We start from the raw sequence: 19071 nt of genomic DNA, 5'->3' as shown, positions 1-19071 counted from the left end.
ATAAACGGGCAAATGTTCAATACACTTTCGCAAAAACGTGGATAATAGCTTTATAGTTAATATTTAATTACGTAGCTAAACAGTAAGAGGTTTTGATGAAAATTGCTGACTTACAAGTATTGCTTAAAGTGGCAGAGCTGCAATCTATTACGGCGGCTGCAAACCAATTAGATATGAGTTCATCGGCTGCAAGCGTATCTATAAAACGTATTGAAAAAGCACTTAACGCTCAGATTTTTGTACGTACCACAAGGCAAATACGTCTTACGTCTGAGGGTGAGCGTTATTTACCGTTATGCCAGCAAGCACTCGAATTACTGCAGCAAGGCCAAGTACTTATTCACGAAGAGCAGCAGTCGATAAGTGGTGAAGTGCGCATGGCGGTTTCCTCAGAAATGGGCCGTAATTTAATGCGTGTTTTACTTAATAACATTATGGATAAATACAGCGAAGTAACTTTGCGATTACAAGCTAGTGATAGCCGTGCCGACTTTTACCGTGATGGAGTTGATGTTGCTCTGAGGGCAATCACTAAAGATGCAGTAAAAGAGCTCAATTTATATGGTTTTAAAATTTGTGATATTCCTCACGTGTTGTGCGCATCGCCAAGTTATATTGCCAAGCACGGTGAGCCGTTAACACCCGAAGATTTACTTAATCATAATGCTCTTTTATATAAGTTATATGAAGTAGTTCACGATGGTTGGGAGCTTTATAACGACGATCAAAAATTCAAAATTAAAATGAATAGTGACCGCGCAGTTAACGATGGCGATATTGTAAGGCGTTGGTGTATTGATGGAACCGGTATTGCCAAAAAATCAGCAATTGATGTCGCTCAAGATTTATTAAGCGGAAGGCTTCAAAGGCTAATGAGTGACTACAAAGTGCCGCTTACCGAAATGTGGCTAGTACTCCCTAGTAGGCAGCTTATTACCCCTGCTGTTAGGTTAATTCGGGATGAGTTAAAACACACAATTAATGAATTAAGAGATCAGCTAATAGCTAAGGGTATTATTGATGCTAAAGAGTGGCCAGAATCGCTATAAACTTTAATACGCGTATTTTTGATGTTTTATTCGCTCCTCGTATTTATTTAAAATGCACATTCCTCTTTTAACATTCTATTTTTCTAATTATTGGGCTTATTGCGCAGCTGATCCTATATTTACTGTAAGCGAGTGTGAGTTCAATCCTTTGTTCATTTTATAGGTATCGTATGTTACTTAAGCAAAAAGTTTATATAAGTCTTATTTTAGCTATTGTTGTTCCTTTAGCTGTTTCTACATTTTTATTTTCAAATAGTATCCAAAGTCATATAGGCGATAAACTCGCAAAAGTAGACTTACCTACAGCACTTAGCGAAGTGAAAAGCAAAATTGAGCTTGAGCTGTCTACCCCCATTATTGTTGCTAAAGAAATAGCACAAAATTTGTTTGTTAAACAGTGGCTAAGTAATGGCGAGTCTGAGCAAACACAAGCCGATTACATTAACTATTTAGCAAGTATCAAAAAAGATAACAAAGCCGTTATGGCTTATATTATTTCAAAAAACACCAATAACTATTACACAGATACTGGTATTTCGAGAAAAATAGACAGAAGCGAAGACCTTTGGTTTGATCAATTTTTATCATCAAATAAACCCTTCGAGATAGCGCTGGATATTGATAAAACCACAAATACTATGGTGGTATTTATTAATTACGCATTAGAAATAGGCGGTGAACGTACAGCAATTACTGGTGTTGGCCGCTCGCTCGATTCTATGATCAATTTAATTAATGAATACCGCATTGGTGAAGCCGGTGTAGTTTATTTGGTCTCTGATGATGGCGAGGTGATGCTTCACAGTGATAGAGATCTAATGGGTCAAAAAATTAATATTAATGAGATTAAAAACGGTGCCATTGTAAATAAACAAATTGGCGATGAAGATTATGTTGTTTCAAGCACACCTATAGAATCATTAGGTTGGCATTTAGTGGCCGAAATACCAGAGAATCAACTCTATGGGCCTATTAATAGTGCCATTAATAGTAATTTATTATTTGGCGTTATTATTGCCATTATCGGCTTTGTACTGGCTAGGGTATTAGTTGCGCAAATTTTTAAACCTATTGAAAACATAACTGCAGCGGTTAATTCGTTAACTAAAAAAGATGGTGATTTAACTGCTAGGTTACCTACAGACGACAACAATGAAATATCTGAGCTGGCAGCAAACTTTAATTTATTTTTAGAGCAATTGCATAGTATGTTTAAGCAAGTGTCTGACTCTGCTAATCATGTAAAAAGTATCTCTGAAAGTGTGCTAGTACAAGTCCAAGGGGCTGCTAATTTGGCTGAAGTGCAATCATCAAGCACACAAACGGTTGCAGCTGCGGTGAATGAAATGGAAGTAACCGTACAAGATATTTCAAACAGCGCTAGTAATGCATCTGATATAGCAACTACTACAGAGGAAACCACTCACAAAGGGGTTGAATTTGTTAATGGCACCATAAAACACATGGAGCAACTAGAAACTGCCATGGCGACCTCGGTTGCTTCCGTTACTGAGCTCTCTAGTGAAATAAAATCTATTACGCAAGTGCTTGATGTAATTAAGGCTATATCTGAGCAAACCAATTTATTAGCGCTTAATGCTGCCATAGAAGCTGCGCGAGCTGGAGAGCATGGCCGAGGCTTTGCTGTAGTTGCTGATGAAGTACGTACGCTGGCTATGCGTACTGCTGAGTCTACAGAGCAAATAAACGAAATGATTGATTCATTAAATACTAAAGCTTCTAGCACGGTATCAGCCATTGAACTTGGCAGTAAAAATACCCTTGAAAACGCAGAGCGATTAAAAGTTACAGGCAGTACATTAACTGGTATATCGCAGGAAATAGTGACTTTAAGTGAGCTAAACAGCTCGGTTGCTACAGCAACACGTGAGCAAACGTTAGCTACGTCTGAAATAAGTCAAAATGTGGTGATGATTTCTGACTCGGCAGAGCAAACAAAGCAAAATATGAAAAATTCAGAGCAATTATGTAATGGCTTGAATAAGGAGTCGAATATATTAAAAGAGTTGCTTGGTAAATTTACATTATAAAAAGTTAAAGCTTTAAACTATAAAGCGCGTTGTAACTCAGTTATAACGCGCTTTTTTTTGTTTAATTTTTACGGTAGATCTCGTGTTGAATATCGTAAATATTAACGCTTAGGCTGTCTGAGTCGCGACAGTAGGTTTTTAAACACTCTAGCAGGCTTTCACTAAGCATTTGCTTTTGCTCAATAGAACGCCCTGACATAATATGTGCCGCAATATGAATAAATCCTTCTTTACCTGCACCTAGTTGATATTGTTGGTAAGCAATGGCACGGGTTTTTATCGTTTCTAAATCGAATAAGCCACTTTGAAAAGTTGCATTATGTACTTTTTCTACAAGTACTTGAGGGAGAACAGGAAGGTCTTCTGAGTGTTCAATAATAATATGCGGCATTGAGCATTTCCTATTGTAAGTTACTGCATGGGTGTGGGCGCAATTGTAGCAAATACAGCGTAGTGCGCTAACCCCTGAGGTATTGAAAATCTTTACTCTAAAGTAATTATTTTTGATGGTAGTATAAAAACAGACACGTGAACCTTCGCTTAGCTTATAAAGCAAAATTAAGGATTAATATGAAATTACCGCAAAATTTTAAACGCTTAGCTGTGCTACTAAGTGCAGTTGTTACATTAAGTGCTTGCTCTGACGATGTTGCATCGGTGAGCTTAGGTCTATTTACTACTAAAGATGTGGTGGTAAATTCGCAGCAAGACCCGCTAGTAAAAGGTGTTACATGTCATATTAGCCATATTGAGGCAGATTTAGATTTTTCCGATCCTTCCGATATGTCTATAGCGTGTCGTCAAACGGGGCCGATTACGGGCGATCAATTACAAGCTATAGATCGCAGTAAGTCGGGTGAGGTGGTATTTAAATCATCTAAAAGTATTTTATTTAAATCACTAAAAGTACGCCGTATTTACGATGCACAAAACCGTACGTTGCTGTACTTATCGTACTCAACAAAAGAATCCAGTGGTAGTCATCATCATGCACTATCAACAGTACCGCTTTACAATACCCAAGCGTGGGATTGGGCGCTTGAACAAGAATAAGAGCAGATTATGTTAGCGTTATTTAAAACAAAGCCACTGCTTGAGCAGGCAGAGCAGCAGTGGTTAATTGATACTTTTATTTGGGCGGTAGAAAACTTTGATGCCAGTTTTTTTACAAAGCATACTCAAATAATATTGCCAACGGCTAAATACTTCCCTGACTCGGTGTCGAGTATAGAAGAAATGGCCACCAACGTATTTACCCGTGTGCGCGATTACGCTGGTATGAGCAAATGGCCAATACAGCTAGTAGCACCACAGCAATTGCAGCCACAAGTATTTCCTCATTTTGAATTTAGTGAGCAACTACGAGGTGATACAAGCCAGCTTATAGTACCGCCAAGCCATGCGATTAATGTCTCGTTTAATCCTAATCAAATAAATCAGCCACAAGATTTAGTAGCAAGCTTTGCAGGTACGTTAGCTACCATACTCATACACCATGTTGCGGTGCTACCGCCAGGTGGTAAAGACTACCTGCCACAAGCAGCTGATGCAGTGGCATGCTTTTTAGGTTTTGGTGTAATGATGAGCAATACAGTGTATCAATTTAAAGGTGGATGTGGCTCGTGCTATAACCCTTATGCTAACCGCGAGGCTAAATTAAGCGAAACCCATACCGTATTTATGCACGCGTTAATTAGCTACTTTAAAAACGATAAAGAGTCTAAAAAACATTTAAAGCCGCATTTACGAAGCCAATTTAAAAAGGCTCAGAAAGAAATTAAAGCCTTAGTAGACAACTCAGCTAATCCGTTATTACTCGCCTATGCACCAAATTAAATTGGATACTTGTGAATTACTTAGATGAATTTTTGCTTATTGCTATTGCACACTTTTTTGCAGTAGCGAGCCCAGGACCGGACTTTGCTGTGGTACTTAAACAAAGTGTACAGCAAGGTAGGCGTAATGCTTTATGGACCAGTGCCGGCGTTGGGGTAGCCATTTTGCTGCACGTTGGCTATTGCGTATTAGGCGTTGCACTTATTTTAACGCAATCACCTAATTTATTTATAGCGCTTAAATACCTCGCAGGTGCTTATTTGGCATATTTAGGTGTGCAAGCGTTAAGAGCTGCAAAACCGCCTGAAAATACAAGCGATGCTATAGAAAACAAAACCGTGCTTGAAGAAAGCGTGTGGCTTGCCTTTAGGCGTGGCTTTTTAACTAATGCGCTAAACCCTAAAGCAACCCTCTTTTTTATGTCGTTATTTACCTTAGTAATTAGTGTAACGACACCTACTAGCGTGCAAATAGCGTATGGCGTTTATATGGCATTGGCCACCTGGGTGTGGTTCTCAATGCTCTCTTTAGTGCTTTCAAAGCCGGGTGTTCGGGGCTTTTTTCAAAAAAGTGGTTATTGGTTTGACCGCGGTATTGGCGTTAGTTTAATAGCGTTAGCTATTCGCGTTGTAATTTAAATTAATAAGAGCAGGAGTAAACATGCCTATTTATAACTTTTCGTTTGGATCAAATATGTCGTCCAACCGCTTACTTGCACGTTTACCGCAAGCTAAACGTGTTGGTACAGCGGTATTAAAAGGTTACGAGCTTACCTTTAATATGTTATTTAAAGATGGGTCGGGTAAATGCAGTATTCAAAAAAGCGATGATAAAAACGCGTTAGTGTATGGCGTTGTTTATGAAGTTAATGAAGCAGAAAAAGCAGTTTTAGATACTATTGAAGGCCCAGGATACGATTGCGTTGCAATTAAGCCAACACTTTTAGATGGCGAGCAAATAGAGGCGCATTGTTATATAGCCAATACGTACGATAACGATGTACTGCCATACGATTGGTATATTCAGCACGTTCATCGCGGAGCACTTGAGGCGGGCGTACCAAAAGAATACAGTGATGCAATACTTAACCGGCCGCATAAAAGCGATACTAATAAAGAGCGTGCCGATATTGAATTTGCAGTTCATCAAAAATAATAAGGATAACCATGACATTAACTAAATTAGCCAGCTTTGCCTTGCTTGCAAGTGCCACCTTTAGCAGTTGGGCACAAATAAATACCAATAATTTAGAAGAGGTAATTAAAACCTCAATGGCACGCTTTGACGTACCCGGTATGGCTGTAGCGGTAGTGCAAGACGATCAAGTAGTATTTGCTAAAGGTTTTGGTGTTAGTAACTTAAATACTAACGCACAAGTAAACAAAGACACGCTATTTGGTATTGCTTCAAACACAAAGGCATTTACCAGCGCCGCACTGGCTAAATTAGTTGATGAAGGTAAGTTGAGTTGGGATGACAGAGTAATCGATCACTTACCTGAATTTAGATTATATGACTCATACGTAACCCGTGAAATGCGTATTCGTGATTTATTAAGTCACCGCAGTGGATTAGGCCTTGGGCAAGGCGATTTAATGATTTGGCCAAGCACCGATAAATCTATAGAAGATATTTTAGCTGGGTTAAAGTATTTAAAACCTGCAAGCAGCTTTCGCAGCCAATATGCTTATAACAATTTAATGTTTGTCACCGCAGGTGAAGTTGTTGCGCGTGTGTCGGGTATAAGCTGGAACGATTACATCGAAAAAAATATATTAAAGCCGCTACATATGGATAACTCTCGTGCGGGCTTTTCGCGTATTCCTAAAAGTAATAAAAATTGGGCAATTGGTCATATTCCGATGGATGGCAAGCTCAACCCATTTTTTGTTAATTACTTAGAAGATTTTAGAGGTGCAGGTGCTATTGCATCTAGCGTAAGCGATATGAGCCAATGGCTACGCACGCAATTAGCGGGTGGTAAAATGCCAAACGGCGAGCAGCTATTTAGCGAAAAGCAACAAGCGCAAATGTGGCATCCGCATATTACCTCTATGGCCTCTAAAAGTGCATTTGAAGCGTATCATCAGCAATTTAGAGGATATGGGCTAGGTTGGAGCATTGAAGATTACCACGGCTTTAAAAAGCTAGGTCACGGTGGTGGTATTTTAGGTATGGTATCGCAAGTCACGTTACTACCAGAGAAAAAGCTTGGTATTGTCATTTTATCTAATCAGCAAGCATTTAGTGCGCTTTCGGCGGTTACTCATGAAGTGCTTGAAGATGCTCTAGAACTTGAAGATAAAGACTGGGTAGAAGATTTAGCTGATAAGCATTTTGCCAGTAAACAAAAAGCTTATGCGAATGCTAAGCCCGATGCGCCAGCAGACTACCAGCCACAGTTACCTAATATCAATTACACTGGCACCTTACATGATGATTGGTACGGTGATGTAATTGTTGAGCAGTTAGATGGCAAATTACGCATTGATTTTACACATACCAAACGCTTAAAAGGCACCCTTGAGCATTACACGGGTAATACATTTATTGTTAAGTGGGATGAAAAGCTACTAGAAGCCGATGCGTTTATTCGTTTTGAAATGAGCTCACAAAATCGTGTGAATAGCGCCAAAATACACGCGGTATCAACAGCGGTTACCGACTTTAGCTTTGATTTTAGAAACCTAAATTTAAAAGCTAAATAGTAATTTAATCTTGCTATACACCAAAGTCGCAAAGCCACCACTAGGTGGCTTTGTTATATTAAACGCTCATACTAGTTTGCTTAGGAGCATTTTATGCGTACTGCAGTTATTTCACACCCTCATTGCCGTAAACATAAAATGATTGACGACCATCCCGAGTGTCCAGAGCGCTTAGATGCTATTACCGACCGACTACTCGCCAGTGGTGTAGATGTAGGGCTTACTCATTTACAAGCACCTAAAGCAAAGCGCGAGGATTATCTATTAGCGCATGATGAGTCGTTAGTTAATCTTGTGGAGCGCTTAATTCCACAAGAGGGATTAAATAACCTCGATGGCGACACATGGCTATGCCCTGATTCATTAAAAGCAATTGAGCGCGCTGTAGGCGCTGGGCTGTTAGCTGTAGATGAAATACTTGCAGATAAGCTAGATGCTGCTTTTTGTTCTGTTCGCCCGCCTGGTCATCACGCAAACAAAAACTCATCATCTGGGTTTTGTGTATTTAATAACTTAGCCATTGCTGTTAAGTACGCGCAAAGCAAAGGGATTAAACGTATTGCGATTGCCGATTTTGATGTGCACCATGGCAATGGCACGCAAGACATTTTTATTGACGATGAAAACGTATTACTTTGCTCGTTATTTCAATACCCGTTTTACCCAAATACAGCGGTAAAAAATAATAATCATATTGTTAATTCGCCTTTACCAATAGCCAGTAATGGCGACGACTTAAAAGAGGTATTTAATACTCAGTGGTTACCCAAATTGAAAGCATTTAAACCTGAGCTGTTATTTATAAGTGCAGGGTTTGATGCACACTTAGAAGATGATATGGCAAGTTTAAAGTTTGTAGAAGATGACTATATTTGGCTAACACAGCAGTTGTGTAACGCTGTTAAAGACAGTGGTTGCAGGGGGGTTATATCATACCTTGAAGGCGGTTATGCGCTATCAGCTTTAGGAAGAAGTGCTGTAGCGCATATTAAAGTACTCACTGAGCTTTAAATAAAGAGAAAATTTATAACCCTAGTAAATCAAACGCCTGCGTAGTGCTTAGCGTTTTAATTTTGCCTAAGCAACATTGCCCTTCATTTAATAAATAGGTAGTTACCAGCTGTGCTAGTTGCTCCCCAGATGGGGCAGGGCAAGCAGTACCTTGTAAATCAACGAAGTCGCCTTGTTTATTAAGTACGCGTACGTCGTTTAGCTCACTTTGCGTAACACTGTGTAAGCACTCTTGTTGCTCTTGTTGGTTATGCGCTATCTCAAGCTCATTATAAATAACCAATAACTGTGGGAAGCTGTTTAGCATAGCGTGTTAGCCTACGGTTACTTCGTACGAGGTAAATTTACGGATATTAATAACGCCATTATCAAAAATTAAATATTGGCCTTTAATGCCTTGTAAAACACCACTTACAACAGGGTTTTTATCAAAGTTAAACGAGCTGATTTTAGTAGGATACTCTGTAACCGGAAAGTTTAGGTCAACCACGTCTTCATCAAGTTGCTCTATAGCTGTTGCCCCAAATAATTCACTTAATTCGTTTAGTTTATCGCTGATTTGTGGAATAAGCTCCGCGGCGGCAGCTTTCAAGTCTATTGCTTCGTTTTGGCCTTTTAGCATATTGCGCCAATTAGTTTTATCGGCAATAAACTCTGCTAATGCAACCTCTACCAAGCCCGACTGCAAACGTGTTTGTACTTTAAAAATAGGTAAAGCCTGAGTAGCACCTTGGTCAACCCAACGTGTAGGTATTTGTGTATGGCGCGTAATGCCTACTTTTAATCCCGAGGTATTAGCTAAGTAGACGTAATGTGGGATCATACAATTTGCTTCGCCCCACTGTGGCTCTCGGCATGTACCTTGACCGTAGTGGCAGGTTTCTGGCTTCATAATACACATGTCGCAGCTAGCAAGCTTACGCATACATACAAAGCAATGACCTTGTGAATAACTCTTTTTAGTTTTTTTACCGCAGTTAGAGCATAAAATAGTACCGCTAAAAGTAAGCGTGAGTTCTTTACCTATGTATGCATTTAAATCAACCAGCTCGTCGCCAACCGGAAGGTGATACTGAACCGGCTCTGTTAAGCTCGATTTTAATTTACGCAAAGTGCCTTGCATCTTTACTTGGCCCCTAAAGATGTTAAAAAGAGGAGTCTAACATTTTTAAGCTATATTGGCTTTTTAAGAAGTGTAAATAGTCGGTGTATGGGAGTGCTTTTGCGTATAAATAGCCTTGAGCTCTATCTGCGTTCATTGTTTTAAGGAGCTGGTGGATTTCTTGGGTTTCTACTCCTTCAATAGTGATTGATAAGCCTAGGTTATGTGACATATCAATGGCTGTTTGCACAATAACTTGATGGGTGGCGTTATTAGGTAAATCAAGCACAAAAGACTTGTCTATTTTGAGCTCACTAAAGTGATAGTTAACTAGGTAATTAAGAGATGCGTAGCCTGTACCAAAGTCATCTAATACAACTTTGATTCCCAGTGCACTTAACTCATCAACAAGCTGTATTAGTGCTTCTTGGCTATCTACAAATGCTGATTCGGTTAACTCAAATTTTAATAGGTGAGCGGGTACCTGATATTTTATAAGTAGGTTTTCTACTTTTTCGGCTAGGTTATTAATCGTTAAATTTTTAGCGCTGAGGTTTACGCTAATGGTGTGATTAGGGTGCCCGTTTTGCGTAAATGCGATGATGTCTTTACAGGCTTGCTCAACAACCCATAGAGTCAGCTCGTTAATTATGCCGGTGTGCTCTGCAAGTATGATCAGTTCTTCAATAGACAAATGGCAAAATTCAGGATCGGGCCAGCGTAATAATGCCTCTGCGCCACTGACTTGATTGTCTAATAAATTAATTTGAGGTTGATAATAAAGAGCTATGCTATTTGTTTTTATCGCTTTTTGTAATTTAGCTGCTAAAGCGACATCCATCATTAATTTATTACCATTAGAGGCGGAGCTGACGTTATCAAGGCTACTTTTAGCTTGTTTAAGTGCTAAATAACCACGCTTAAGCCAGTACTCAAAATCGTTACTTTGTCCGGCGTTGCTAATACCTATACTGTAATTTAGCTGAAGGTTTAACCCTTTAATTTCGTATTGTTTTGGAAGGCTACTAATTATATTTCTTAAAAGCTCTTCAAGCATGTTTTGAGGCTGAGTTTTTGTAGATATAAAAGCAAATACACCACTGCTTAAGTCGGCAATACGAGGGCTAGTGTTTAAATCTACATCTAAGTTAGCAAACTCACGCTCGTGACTTAATTCAAGCTCTAGCTCTTTAGCTATGTGCTTTATAAGGGCATAGCCTTGAGAGGGGGTAATAATTGTATTTAATGAGTTAAAGTGGCGAATTTTAATTAAGCACAAAGTAGTTGAGCGCTCTTGAGTTTGTAAAGCCATAAACGCTTGTTTTAATTTAGCGCTGTTGAGCAATTTGGTTTGCTGTGTGTGAGTTGCATGATAAAGCGAGCGTTCTCGCTGAAAGCGCACCCTATCGGCAAGGGCCATAGCCATTAAAATAACTTCACACAATATGGCCATTAGCAGGGCGTGGCGTGTAGTAAAGCTATACGGTAAAAAGCCTGTAAGCTCCATTGGCTGTATAGCCGCGCCAAATATCAGTGGCACCCACGAGAACACGTAAAACTTTGCCCATCTAAAACCACTGCGTAATTTGTTATAAATTAAAATAACGCAAACGATATACAAAAGCGCCATGACACAAAAAAACATTGGCGCGGCTATATATTCAGGTATAAATAAGCTGGCTATAGCCATTACAAACATAAACGTAAGTAGCCAAACGCTCATTTTGTATCGCCAGCAATTATCTTTATGGTAACGCAAAAACATAGTACAAAAAGCAAGAGTAAAAAATGCTATGGCATAGTTACTAAATACGACCTGCTCATGAAAATACAACTGCCATTGCATTGGCCATAAATAAAAGCCAAATCCAAGTACCGTGCCCATCAGGGTAAGTGCGCTGAGTATGTAACCTATATAAATAAGGTAAACACGGTCTTTAATTCCAAAATAAAGTACTAAATTATAAAGTGCAGCCATAAGCAAAACGCCTGCAAATATTCCCCAAATTCCTGTTTGCGAACGCATTAGGTCGATAAATTCTTTATCGCGGTAGAGGCTTACGGGGGTTTTACTTATTCCCAAGGTATCTATTTTAAGGACTAAGCGCTCAGATGATTTGCTAGCAAGTGAAAAGCGTATATGCGGTACGCTGTACTGAAATAAAGTGAGTGCTTCTTCTTTGTCGCCTAATTTATAGGTATCTATTAATTTATTATTTTTAGTGAGGCGATAAATACTCAGGTGATCAACCATTGGGTTATCAAAATGGGCCACTATATTTTGCTTGTGTAAGCTTTTATTCTCTAAATCAACAAACAGCCAATAGTTTTGTTGAGTAAAGCTCCACGGTATATCAGTTAGAGGTTGATGGGTGAGTAATTCGGGCTGGGAAATAACATCGTCAAAAGTAAGCGATTTAGTGTCGTCTAGGTAATAAGCGTAATCTAAGTATACAGGCGCAGTTTTATCTATGGTGTAACGTGTAGGCACCACAAGGTTTGACGCTAATGTACTGATAATATAAAAAATTAAAATCAGAATAGCGACAGCAACTGCATGATAACGTAATGTTTTTAATTCCAACGCTGCGTACTTTTAAAAACTCTTTTAAATAGTGTAGCACTAAAAAAGCGCAGATAAACTGCGCTTTTGTAGTTAAATTAACTGGTTATACCAATAAATTGGTACGAGGTTACTGCTCGCGAGCAATAGCGCGGTAGGCAATATCAGTACGATATTCCATACCTTCCCAGCTAATTTGTTTTACCAGCTCGTATGCACGCTGCTGAGCCTCAGTTACGGTATTACCAAGTGCTGTTGCGCATAATACGCGTCCGCCTGCGGTAACAACGTTTTCGCCATCTTGCTTAGTACCCGCATGAAATACTTTTTCATCAGCAGGGTAATTAACTTTAAGGCCCGAAATAGCATCACCTTTAGGGTAATCACCTGGGTAGCCTTTTGCTGCAAGTACAACACCTACTGCCGCACGTGAGTCAAATTCGATAGTGGTTTTATCAAGCTCTACACGGTTAGCCGCTTCAATTAGTTCTACTAAATCAGATTGAAGGCGTAACATCATAGGTTGTGTTTCAGGGTCGCCAAAACGACAGTTGTATTCAATAACTTTAGGCGTACCCGTTTCGTCAATCATTAAACCAGCGTATAAAAAGCCAGTGTAAGGGTGGCCTTCACTTGCCATACCTTCTACCGTAGGGAAGATCACTTCGTCCATAATGCGCTGGTGGATTTCGTCGGTAACAACTGGCGCAGGAGAGTAAGCACCCATGCCACCTGTATTTGGACCGGCATCGCCATTGTAAGCACGTTTATGATCTTGGCTAGTTGCAAACGGTAAAACGTTTTTGCCATCAACCATAACGATAAAAGATGCTTCTTCGCCATCTAAAAACTCTTCAATTACTACGCGGCTGCCTGCATCACCAAAGGCATTACCGGCAAGCATATCGCGAATAGCGTCTTCAGCTTCGCGCTCTGTCATTGCGACGATAACGCCTTTACCTGCGGCTAAACCGTCAGCTTTAATTACAATTGGCGCGCCTTTTTCTTTTAAATAAGCAAGGGCAGGGTCAATTTGTTCAAACGTTTGGTAATCGGCGGTTGGTATATCATGACGTGCTAAAAAGTCTTTAGTGAACGACTTAGAGCCTTCAAGCTGAGCTGCGCCCGCTGTTGGGCCAAATATAGCCATGTTATGTTCACGAAACTTATCTACAACACCTAAAACTAGCGGTATTTCAGGACCAACAATGGTGAGTTCCACATTGTTTTGCTGTGCAAAGCTTAATAAGCCATCTAGGTCTTCAACGTTAATTGCTACGTTTTTTAGTTTTGGCTCAAGTGCAGTACCTGCATTACCTGGCGCTACAAACACGGTGTTAACTTTACTGTTTTGAGCGGCCTTAAACGCAAGTGCGTGTTCGCGGCCGCCGCTGCCAATGACTAATACATTCATGGCGTACTATTCCTATTTAAAGCGGTTTTTTAAATTTCAGCGTCATACGGTCGCTTTCACCAATAGCTTTGTATTTATCAGCGTCTTTTTCGCCAAGTCGTAAGCTAGGTGGTAGCGTCCACACGCCCTTAGGGTGATCAGCTGTATCTTTTGGATTCGCGTTAATCTCACTTGTTGCAACCAGTTCAAACCCAGCTTTTTTAGCTAAGTCGACTACGTAGCTTTGCTTCATGTAGCCTGTTGATTTTTGATCCTCATCAGCACGGCTTTCATCTAAGCGATGTTCAACGACACCTAATGTGCCACCTGGTTTTAGCGCTGTGTAAAAAGACTTAAATGCACTTAATGCGCCTTCAGTGTCTTTACCCATGTACCAGTTATGTACATTGCGAAAGGTTAATACCATATCGGCTGTACCCGCTGGGGCTATATCAGTGTGTGTTAAAGGGGCAAATTCAGAAATTTCTACTTTACTAAAGCGCTCATCTTCAGCCACTTTTTGTTTAAAGGCAGCTAGAGAACGTTGGTAGTAACCTACAGATGAATCACTAGGAAAGTGCGCAGCGTAATATAAGCCTTGCTCTTTAAGGGCTGGAGCTAAAATTTCACTGTACCAACCACCACCTGGCGCAATTTCAACAACGGTCATTGTTGGTTTAAAACCAAAAAATGCCAATGTTTGCTCAGGGTGACGATATTCATCACGGGCGCTATTTTTAGCGCTACGTTCGCTTGATTGAACTGCATGGCTCAGACTCGACTCATGGTTATGGCTAAGCGCCATAGTTGATGTAAGCGTAAGCGAGGCAACAAGTAGTGACTTTAGTGCAAATTTCATCGTTTGTTCCTTAACATAAAAATTAGGTGTTAGATTAACCAGAATACGTGAATTGATTGCAAACAAAAAGGGTTAAACGCTGTGTTTAACCCTTTGTGTGATTAGTGGCGGAAATGACGCATGCCAGTAAACACCATAGCCATGCCTGCTTCGTCAGCTGCGGCGATAACTTCTTCATCGCGCATTGAGCCACCAGGTTGAATTACAGCGGTAATACCAGCTTCTGCTGCTGCATCAATACCATCACGGAATGGGAAAAACGCATCCGACGCCATAACTGAACCCGGTACTTCTAGGTTTTCATCGGCGGCTTTAATCCCCGCTATTTTAGCTGAGTAAACACGGCTCATTTGGCCTGCGCCTACGCCGATAGTCATACCGTCGCGGGCATAAACAATCGCATTTGATTTAACAAATTTAGCGACTTTCCAGCAAAATAGTAAATCTTTAAGTTCTTGCTCAGAAGGCTGACGCTTAGACACTACTTTTAAGTCGCCTTGGGTTACCATGCCTAAATCACGATCTTGTACTAAAACACCGCCGTTTACACGTTTAATGTCGTGGCCCGTTGCTTTGCCGCTCCATTGTCCACACTCTAATAAGCGTACGTTCTTTTTAGCTTCAACAATTTTTGCTGCTTCGCTTGAAATGCTAGGGGCAATAATCACTTCAACAAATTGGCGATCAACAATGGCTTGTGCTGTTGCTGCATCAAGCTCGCGGTTAAAGGCAATAATGCCGCCAAACGCTGATGTTGGGTCTGTTTTAAATGCACGCTCGTATGCTTGTAGGATGTCATCACCAATTGAAACACCACACGGGTTTGCGTGTTTAACAATCACACACGCAGGTACATCAAATTCTTTAACACACTCAAGTGCAGCATCGGTATCTGCAATGTTATTAAACGAAAGCGCTTTACCTTGTAGCTGAGTAGCTGTTGCAACTGACGCTTCGCTTACATCGTTTTCAACGTAAAAAGCAGCATCTTGGTGTGAGTTTTCACCGTAACGCATATCTTGCTTTTTAGTGAACTGCATATTGATAGTACGTGGGAATTTAGTATCGGTGGCGGCTTCTTCAGTGTAATCAGGAACCATTTTGCCAAAGTAATTAGCAATCATGCCATCGTATTGAGCAGTGTGCTCATATGCGGCAATGGCTAAATCAAAACGTGTTTTATACGTTGTTGAGCCATTGTTGTTTTGCATTTCGCTAATAACACGGTTGTAGTCGCCCGCGTTTACCACAATCGTTACATCTTTATGGTTTTTAGCGGCTGCGCGAACCATTGTAGGGCCGCCAATATCAATGTTCTCAATGGCATCTTCAAGGCTGCAGTTTTCTTGAGCGACAGTATTCGCAAAGGGGTATAAGTTAACTACAACTATGTCGATAGCAGAAATGTTGTTATCTGCCATTACGCTTTCATCTTGTCCGCGACGAGCTAAAATGCCGCCGTGAATTTTAGGATGAAGGGTTTTAACACGACCATCCATGATTTCAGGATGACCTGTGTGATCTGAAACTTCAGTCACTTTTATGCCGTTATCAGCAAGGAGTTTACATGTACCGCCAGTTGATAAAATATCTACACCTTGCGCTTCTAGTGCGCGGGCAAATTCAACAATACCGGTTTTATCAGACACACTTAAAAGTGCGCGACGAATGGGACGATGAGTATCCATTGTAGTTTGATTTCCTCAGTTAATGAGCTAGCTTAGAAGCGGGCATTTTAACTGATTACTACTCAAAAAACGACTTATAAAGCGCCAATAAGCGTGAGCATTTTGCAACATCTCTACTAAATTGTACGCATAAAAAAAGCACCCTAAGGTGCTTTTTTTGCATTATACCAATTGTATTGGATTAGTAAGCAGTTATAACGATAGAAAAACAAGTCTATAACAAGGCAAAAATTTTAAAGTGTAGTTATTCTACATAAGAAATTTTTAACGCCGTTATGGGCTTGTTTAGCGCGTTAGAATGCTTACGCTTTCAATATAATTGGTATTAGTTCATGCCGTATTTTTTAAGCTTTTTACGTAAAGTACCACGGTTGATACCTAGTAAAATTGCCGCACGAGTTTGATTGCCACGTGTATATGTCATTACTTCTTCAAGTAATGGCGCTTCTAGCTCTGAAAGAACAAGGTCGTAAACGTCTTGCACATCTTGACCGTTAAGCTGCTTTAAATAGTGGTGAACAGCTTTTTTTACTGCATCACGCAATGGCTGCGGTTTCTCGTGTGACTGAACATGAGGGTTTGTGATAAATGGAGAAGTCACGTTTTGTTCGAACATTATTTAATCTCTTTCTTTCTTAGTTAGCTGCTAGTGTTTTAAAGTATTGCTTTAATGCGTCAACCTGTGCCTGTGGGTTGTCGAGCGCATTAAATACTCGCCTAAACTGACCATCACTGTCATGGGTTTGCAAATACCAAGATACATGTTTGCGAGCAATTCGCGCTCCCATTGGCTCACCGTAAAACGCATGGAGGTTTTCTAAATGCTCCATTAAAATACTGCGTACCTCTGAAATAGCAGGCGGCTGTAAGTGTTCTCCAGTTCGCAAATAGTGGTCTATCTCCCTAAATATCCAAGGGCGACCTTGGGCGGCTCGGCCAATCATAATGGCATCTGCACCCGTATAGTCCAAAACCTGCTTTGCTTTTTCTGGTGATGTAATATCACCATTTGCAACAACAGGTATCGACACTGAGCGTTTTATATCCCTAATCGTGTCATATTCTGCTTCACCTTTATACATACATGCGCGTGTACGCCCATGTACGGCAAGTGACGCTATGCCATAACGCTCAGCTATTCTCGCAATCTCTACACCATTACGGTTGTCCTGATCCCATCCAGTTCGGATTTTAAGTGTGACCGGGATATCAACAGCATTAACGACTGCATCAACTATCTCTTCCACAAGTTCAGGAAACTGTAATAAGGCAGAGCCTGCGAGTTTCTTGTTCACTTTTTTTGCTGGGCACCCCATATTGATATCTATGATCTGTGCACCGTTTGCAACATTGAATTGTGCGGCCTGCGCCATAAGCTCAGGATCTGCTCCTGCAATTTGCACCGCGCGTATACCCGATTCACCGCTGTGATCCATACGGTTCATCGACTTTTCAGTTTTCCAAACCTTAGGGTTTGACGATAGCATTTCAGACACAGCTAGCCCCGCACCTAAGCGGCGACAAAGTTGTCTAAATGGTCTGTCTGTAATACCTGCCATTGGCGCGACTATTACATTATTCTCAAGTTGGTATGAACCGATACGCACTGTATTCAATAGGCCTCTTTTCAAGGGGCGCTAAGTTTACGGTTTTTTTAGGAAAAATCAAAGGCTATAAATTGAACAAAAGTGACTTTTTTTTGCCCTTTTCGTATTGACATTTGATAACCGCATGACAAGTAGGTTAATTTGTTTGAAATTTATACAGGTTTTATTTTTTACACAATAATTAGAAAAAAAATAATATGTAAAAAAATAGTAAAGCCTGTTAAATACAGGCTTTACATGCGAGTTTTGAGTTAATACTCTAAATTTCGCGTGTCAGTTGTTAGGCTTTTTTAGTGCCGCTAACTCGTGTCCAATCACCTTCAATGGCAATATCATCGAGCTCAATAAAGGGTGCATAAATATCAGCTACTGACTGAGCTTGTTCTTCTAAAATACCTGACATGGCAATTTTGCCACCTGGCTTTAGCAAACCTAAAATTACACTGTGTAGCTCTCTCAGTGGTTGCGCTAAAATATTAGCCACTACAATATCGGCCGTAAACTCTGGCTGGTTTTCTGGTAAGTACACTTCTAGCTTATCGGCAACGCCGTTACGATTAGCGTTATCTAAGCTTGCTTCAAGTGCTTGCGGATCAATATCAATCCCAATCATGCGCTCAGCGCCAAGCTTTATAGCAGCAATCCCTAAGATGCCTGAGCCACACCCAAAGTCCACTACGGTTTTACCAGTTAGGTCTTGGCTTTCTAGCCATTTTAAACAAAGTGCTGTTGTTGCATGCGTGCCTGTGCCAAACGCAAGGCCTGGATCAAGTAATACATTAACAGCATCAGGATCTGGGATGTCGCGCCAGCTAGGACAAATCCATAGCTTTTCACCAAACTGGATAGGGTGGAAGTTATCCATCCATTCACGCTCCCAGTCTTTATCTTCTAGTTGCTCAATTTTATATACTAGCGAGTCTTTAATTTCATCGTGGCGCTTTAATAAGGCAATTACAGCGTTCATATCGTGATTAGCTTCAAATAAACCGATTACGGTAGTATCAGCCCAAAACACAGCGGTGCCAATTTTAGGCTCGTAAATAGGGGTGTCTTTAGCGTCTATAAAAGTAACAGACGCACTGCCTGCTTCCATTAGTAAGTCACTTACTGCATCTGCGGTTGCAGCATTGGCATTGATACGGATTTGGATCCAAGCCATGATTGTTTCCTTGAAATAGAAAAAAGGCCGCTACAGCGGCCT

18 protein-coding genes are annotated in these 19071 nt (G+C 40.5%); 8 read left to right on the top strand and 10 right to left on the bottom strand.

Going from position 1 to position 19071, the window contains the following annotated elements:
• The first annotated feature begins 95 nt into the window (after positions 1-95).
• Positions 96-1049 (top strand): LysR family transcriptional regulator, encoded by a 954-nt coding sequence (locus ALFOR1_RS14610; RefSeq protein ID WP_104643391.1) that lies wholly within the window; start codon positions 96-98, stop codon positions 1047-1049.
• A 170-nt stretch (positions 1050-1219) separates the two neighbouring features.
• The gene (locus ALFOR1_RS14605) at positions 1220-3100 is read left to right on the top strand and encodes a methyl-accepting chemotaxis protein (RefSeq protein WP_058549363.1); all 1881 of its coding nucleotides are present in this window, start codon (positions 1220-1222) and stop codon (positions 3098-3100) included.
• A 61-nt stretch (positions 3101-3161) separates the two neighbouring features.
• Here the strand turns inward: ALFOR1_RS14605 and ALFOR1_RS14600 are convergent, their stop codons facing one another.
• Positions 3162-3491, bottom strand: a complete 330-nt coding sequence (locus ALFOR1_RS14600; RefSeq protein WP_058549364.1) for a 5-carboxymethyl-2-hydroxymuconate Delta-isomerase — start codon at positions 3489-3491, stop codon at positions 3162-3164.
• Between the two features lie 179 nt (positions 3492-3670).
• On the opposite strand from ALFOR1_RS14600, the gene ALFOR1_RS14595 reads away from it, so the two are divergent.
• The 6 genes from ALFOR1_RS14595 to ALFOR1_RS14570 all read left to right on the top strand — a co-directional run bounded on the left by ALFOR1_RS14595 (position 3671) and on the right by ALFOR1_RS14570 (position 8655).
• The gene (locus tag ALFOR1_RS14595; RefSeq protein WP_058549365.1) at positions 3671-4153 is read left to right on the top strand and encodes a CreA family protein; all 483 of its coding nucleotides are present in this window, start codon (positions 3671-3673) and stop codon (positions 4151-4153) included.
• A gap of 9 nt (positions 4154-4162) precedes the next feature.
• Positions 4163-4936 (top strand): hypothetical protein, encoded by a 774-nt coding sequence (locus ALFOR1_RS14590; protein WP_104643390.1) that lies wholly within the window; start codon positions 4163-4165, stop codon positions 4934-4936.
• 11 nt (positions 4937-4947) lie between these two features.
• Positions 4948-5574 carry a LysE family translocator gene (locus tag ALFOR1_RS14585; RefSeq protein ID WP_104643389.1) on the top strand — a complete coding sequence of 209 codons (627 nt, stop codon included), beginning with the start codon at positions 4948-4950 and terminating at the stop codon, positions 5572-5574.
• 22 nt (positions 5575-5596) lie between these two features.
• Positions 5597-6091 carry a gamma-glutamylcyclotransferase family protein gene (locus tag ALFOR1_RS14580; protein WP_058549368.1) on the top strand — a complete coding sequence of 165 codons (495 nt, stop codon included), beginning with the start codon at positions 5597-5599 and terminating at the stop codon, positions 6089-6091.
• 11 nt (positions 6092-6102) lie between these two features.
• Positions 6103-7644 carry a serine hydrolase gene (locus ALFOR1_RS14575; protein WP_104643388.1) on the top strand — a complete coding sequence of 514 codons (1542 nt, stop codon included), beginning with the start codon at positions 6103-6105 and terminating at the stop codon, positions 7642-7644.
• Positions 7645-7737: 93 nt separating this feature from the next.
• The gene (locus ALFOR1_RS14570) at positions 7738-8655 is read left to right on the top strand and encodes a histone deacetylase family protein (RefSeq protein WP_104643387.1); all 918 of its coding nucleotides are present in this window, start codon (positions 7738-7740) and stop codon (positions 8653-8655) included.
• 13 nt (positions 8656-8668) lie between these two features.
• Here ALFOR1_RS14570 and ALFOR1_RS14565 read toward each other — a convergent pair whose 3' ends face one another.
• The 9 genes from ALFOR1_RS14565 to prmA all read right to left on the bottom strand — a co-directional run bounded on the left by ALFOR1_RS14565 (position 8669) and on the right by prmA (position 19029).
• The gene (locus ALFOR1_RS14565; protein WP_058549371.1) at positions 8669-8962 is read right to left on the bottom strand and encodes a hypothetical protein; all 294 of its coding nucleotides are present in this window, start codon (positions 8960-8962) and stop codon (positions 8669-8671) included.
• A 6-nt stretch (positions 8963-8968) separates the two neighbouring features.
• Positions 8969-9778 (bottom strand): DUF2797 domain-containing protein, encoded by an 810-nt coding sequence (locus tag ALFOR1_RS14560; protein ID WP_104643386.1) that lies wholly within the window; start codon positions 9776-9778, stop codon positions 8969-8971.
• A gap of 22 nt (positions 9779-9800) precedes the next feature.
• Positions 9801-12341, bottom strand: coding sequence for an EAL domain-containing protein (locus ALFOR1_RS14555; protein ID WP_104643385.1), 2541 nt, complete (start codon positions 12339-12341; stop codon positions 9801-9803).
• A 109-nt stretch (positions 12342-12450) separates the two neighbouring features.
• On the bottom strand, positions 12451-13734 hold the full coding sequence (gene purD, locus ALFOR1_RS14550; RefSeq protein WP_104643384.1) for a phosphoribosylamine--glycine ligase: 1284 nt from the start codon (positions 13732-13734) through the stop codon (positions 12451-12453).
• A 16-nt stretch (positions 13735-13750) separates the two neighbouring features.
• On the bottom strand, positions 13751-14572 hold the full coding sequence (locus tag ALFOR1_RS14545) for a class I SAM-dependent methyltransferase (protein ID WP_104643383.1): 822 nt from the start codon (positions 14570-14572) through the stop codon (positions 13751-13753).
• Positions 14573-14673: 101 nt separating this feature from the next.
• Positions 14674-16260, bottom strand: coding sequence for a bifunctional phosphoribosylaminoimidazolecarboxamide formyltransferase/IMP cyclohydrolase (purH, locus tag ALFOR1_RS14540; protein ID WP_104643382.1), 1587 nt, complete (start codon positions 16258-16260; stop codon positions 14674-14676).
• 325 nt (positions 16261-16585) lie between these two features.
• Positions 16586-16876 carry a DNA-binding transcriptional regulator Fis gene (gene fis, locus ALFOR1_RS14535; RefSeq protein ID WP_002957804.1) on the bottom strand — a complete coding sequence of 97 codons (291 nt, stop codon included), beginning with the start codon at positions 16874-16876 and terminating at the stop codon, positions 16586-16588.
• Between the two features lie 19 nt (positions 16877-16895).
• Entirely contained in the window at positions 16896-17867 is a 972-nt protein-coding gene (gene dusB / locus ALFOR1_RS14530; RefSeq protein WP_171038382.1) for a tRNA dihydrouridine synthase DusB, read from the bottom strand.
• Between the two features lie 280 nt (positions 17868-18147).
• Entirely contained in the window at positions 18148-19029 is an 882-nt protein-coding gene (gene prmA, locus ALFOR1_RS14525) for a 50S ribosomal protein L11 methyltransferase (RefSeq protein ID WP_104643381.1), read from the bottom strand.
• Positions 19030-19071: the final 42 nt, after the last annotated feature.

Origin of the sequence: Pseudoalteromonas carrageenovora IAM 12662, assembly GCF_900239935.1 — a bacterium.
Lineage (GTDB): Bacteria > Pseudomonadota > Gammaproteobacteria > Enterobacterales > Alteromonadaceae > Pseudoalteromonas > Pseudoalteromonas carrageenovora.
The sequence above is the reverse complement of the archived record's forward strand: the minus strand, read 5'-3'. Positions and strand labels throughout refer to the sequence as shown.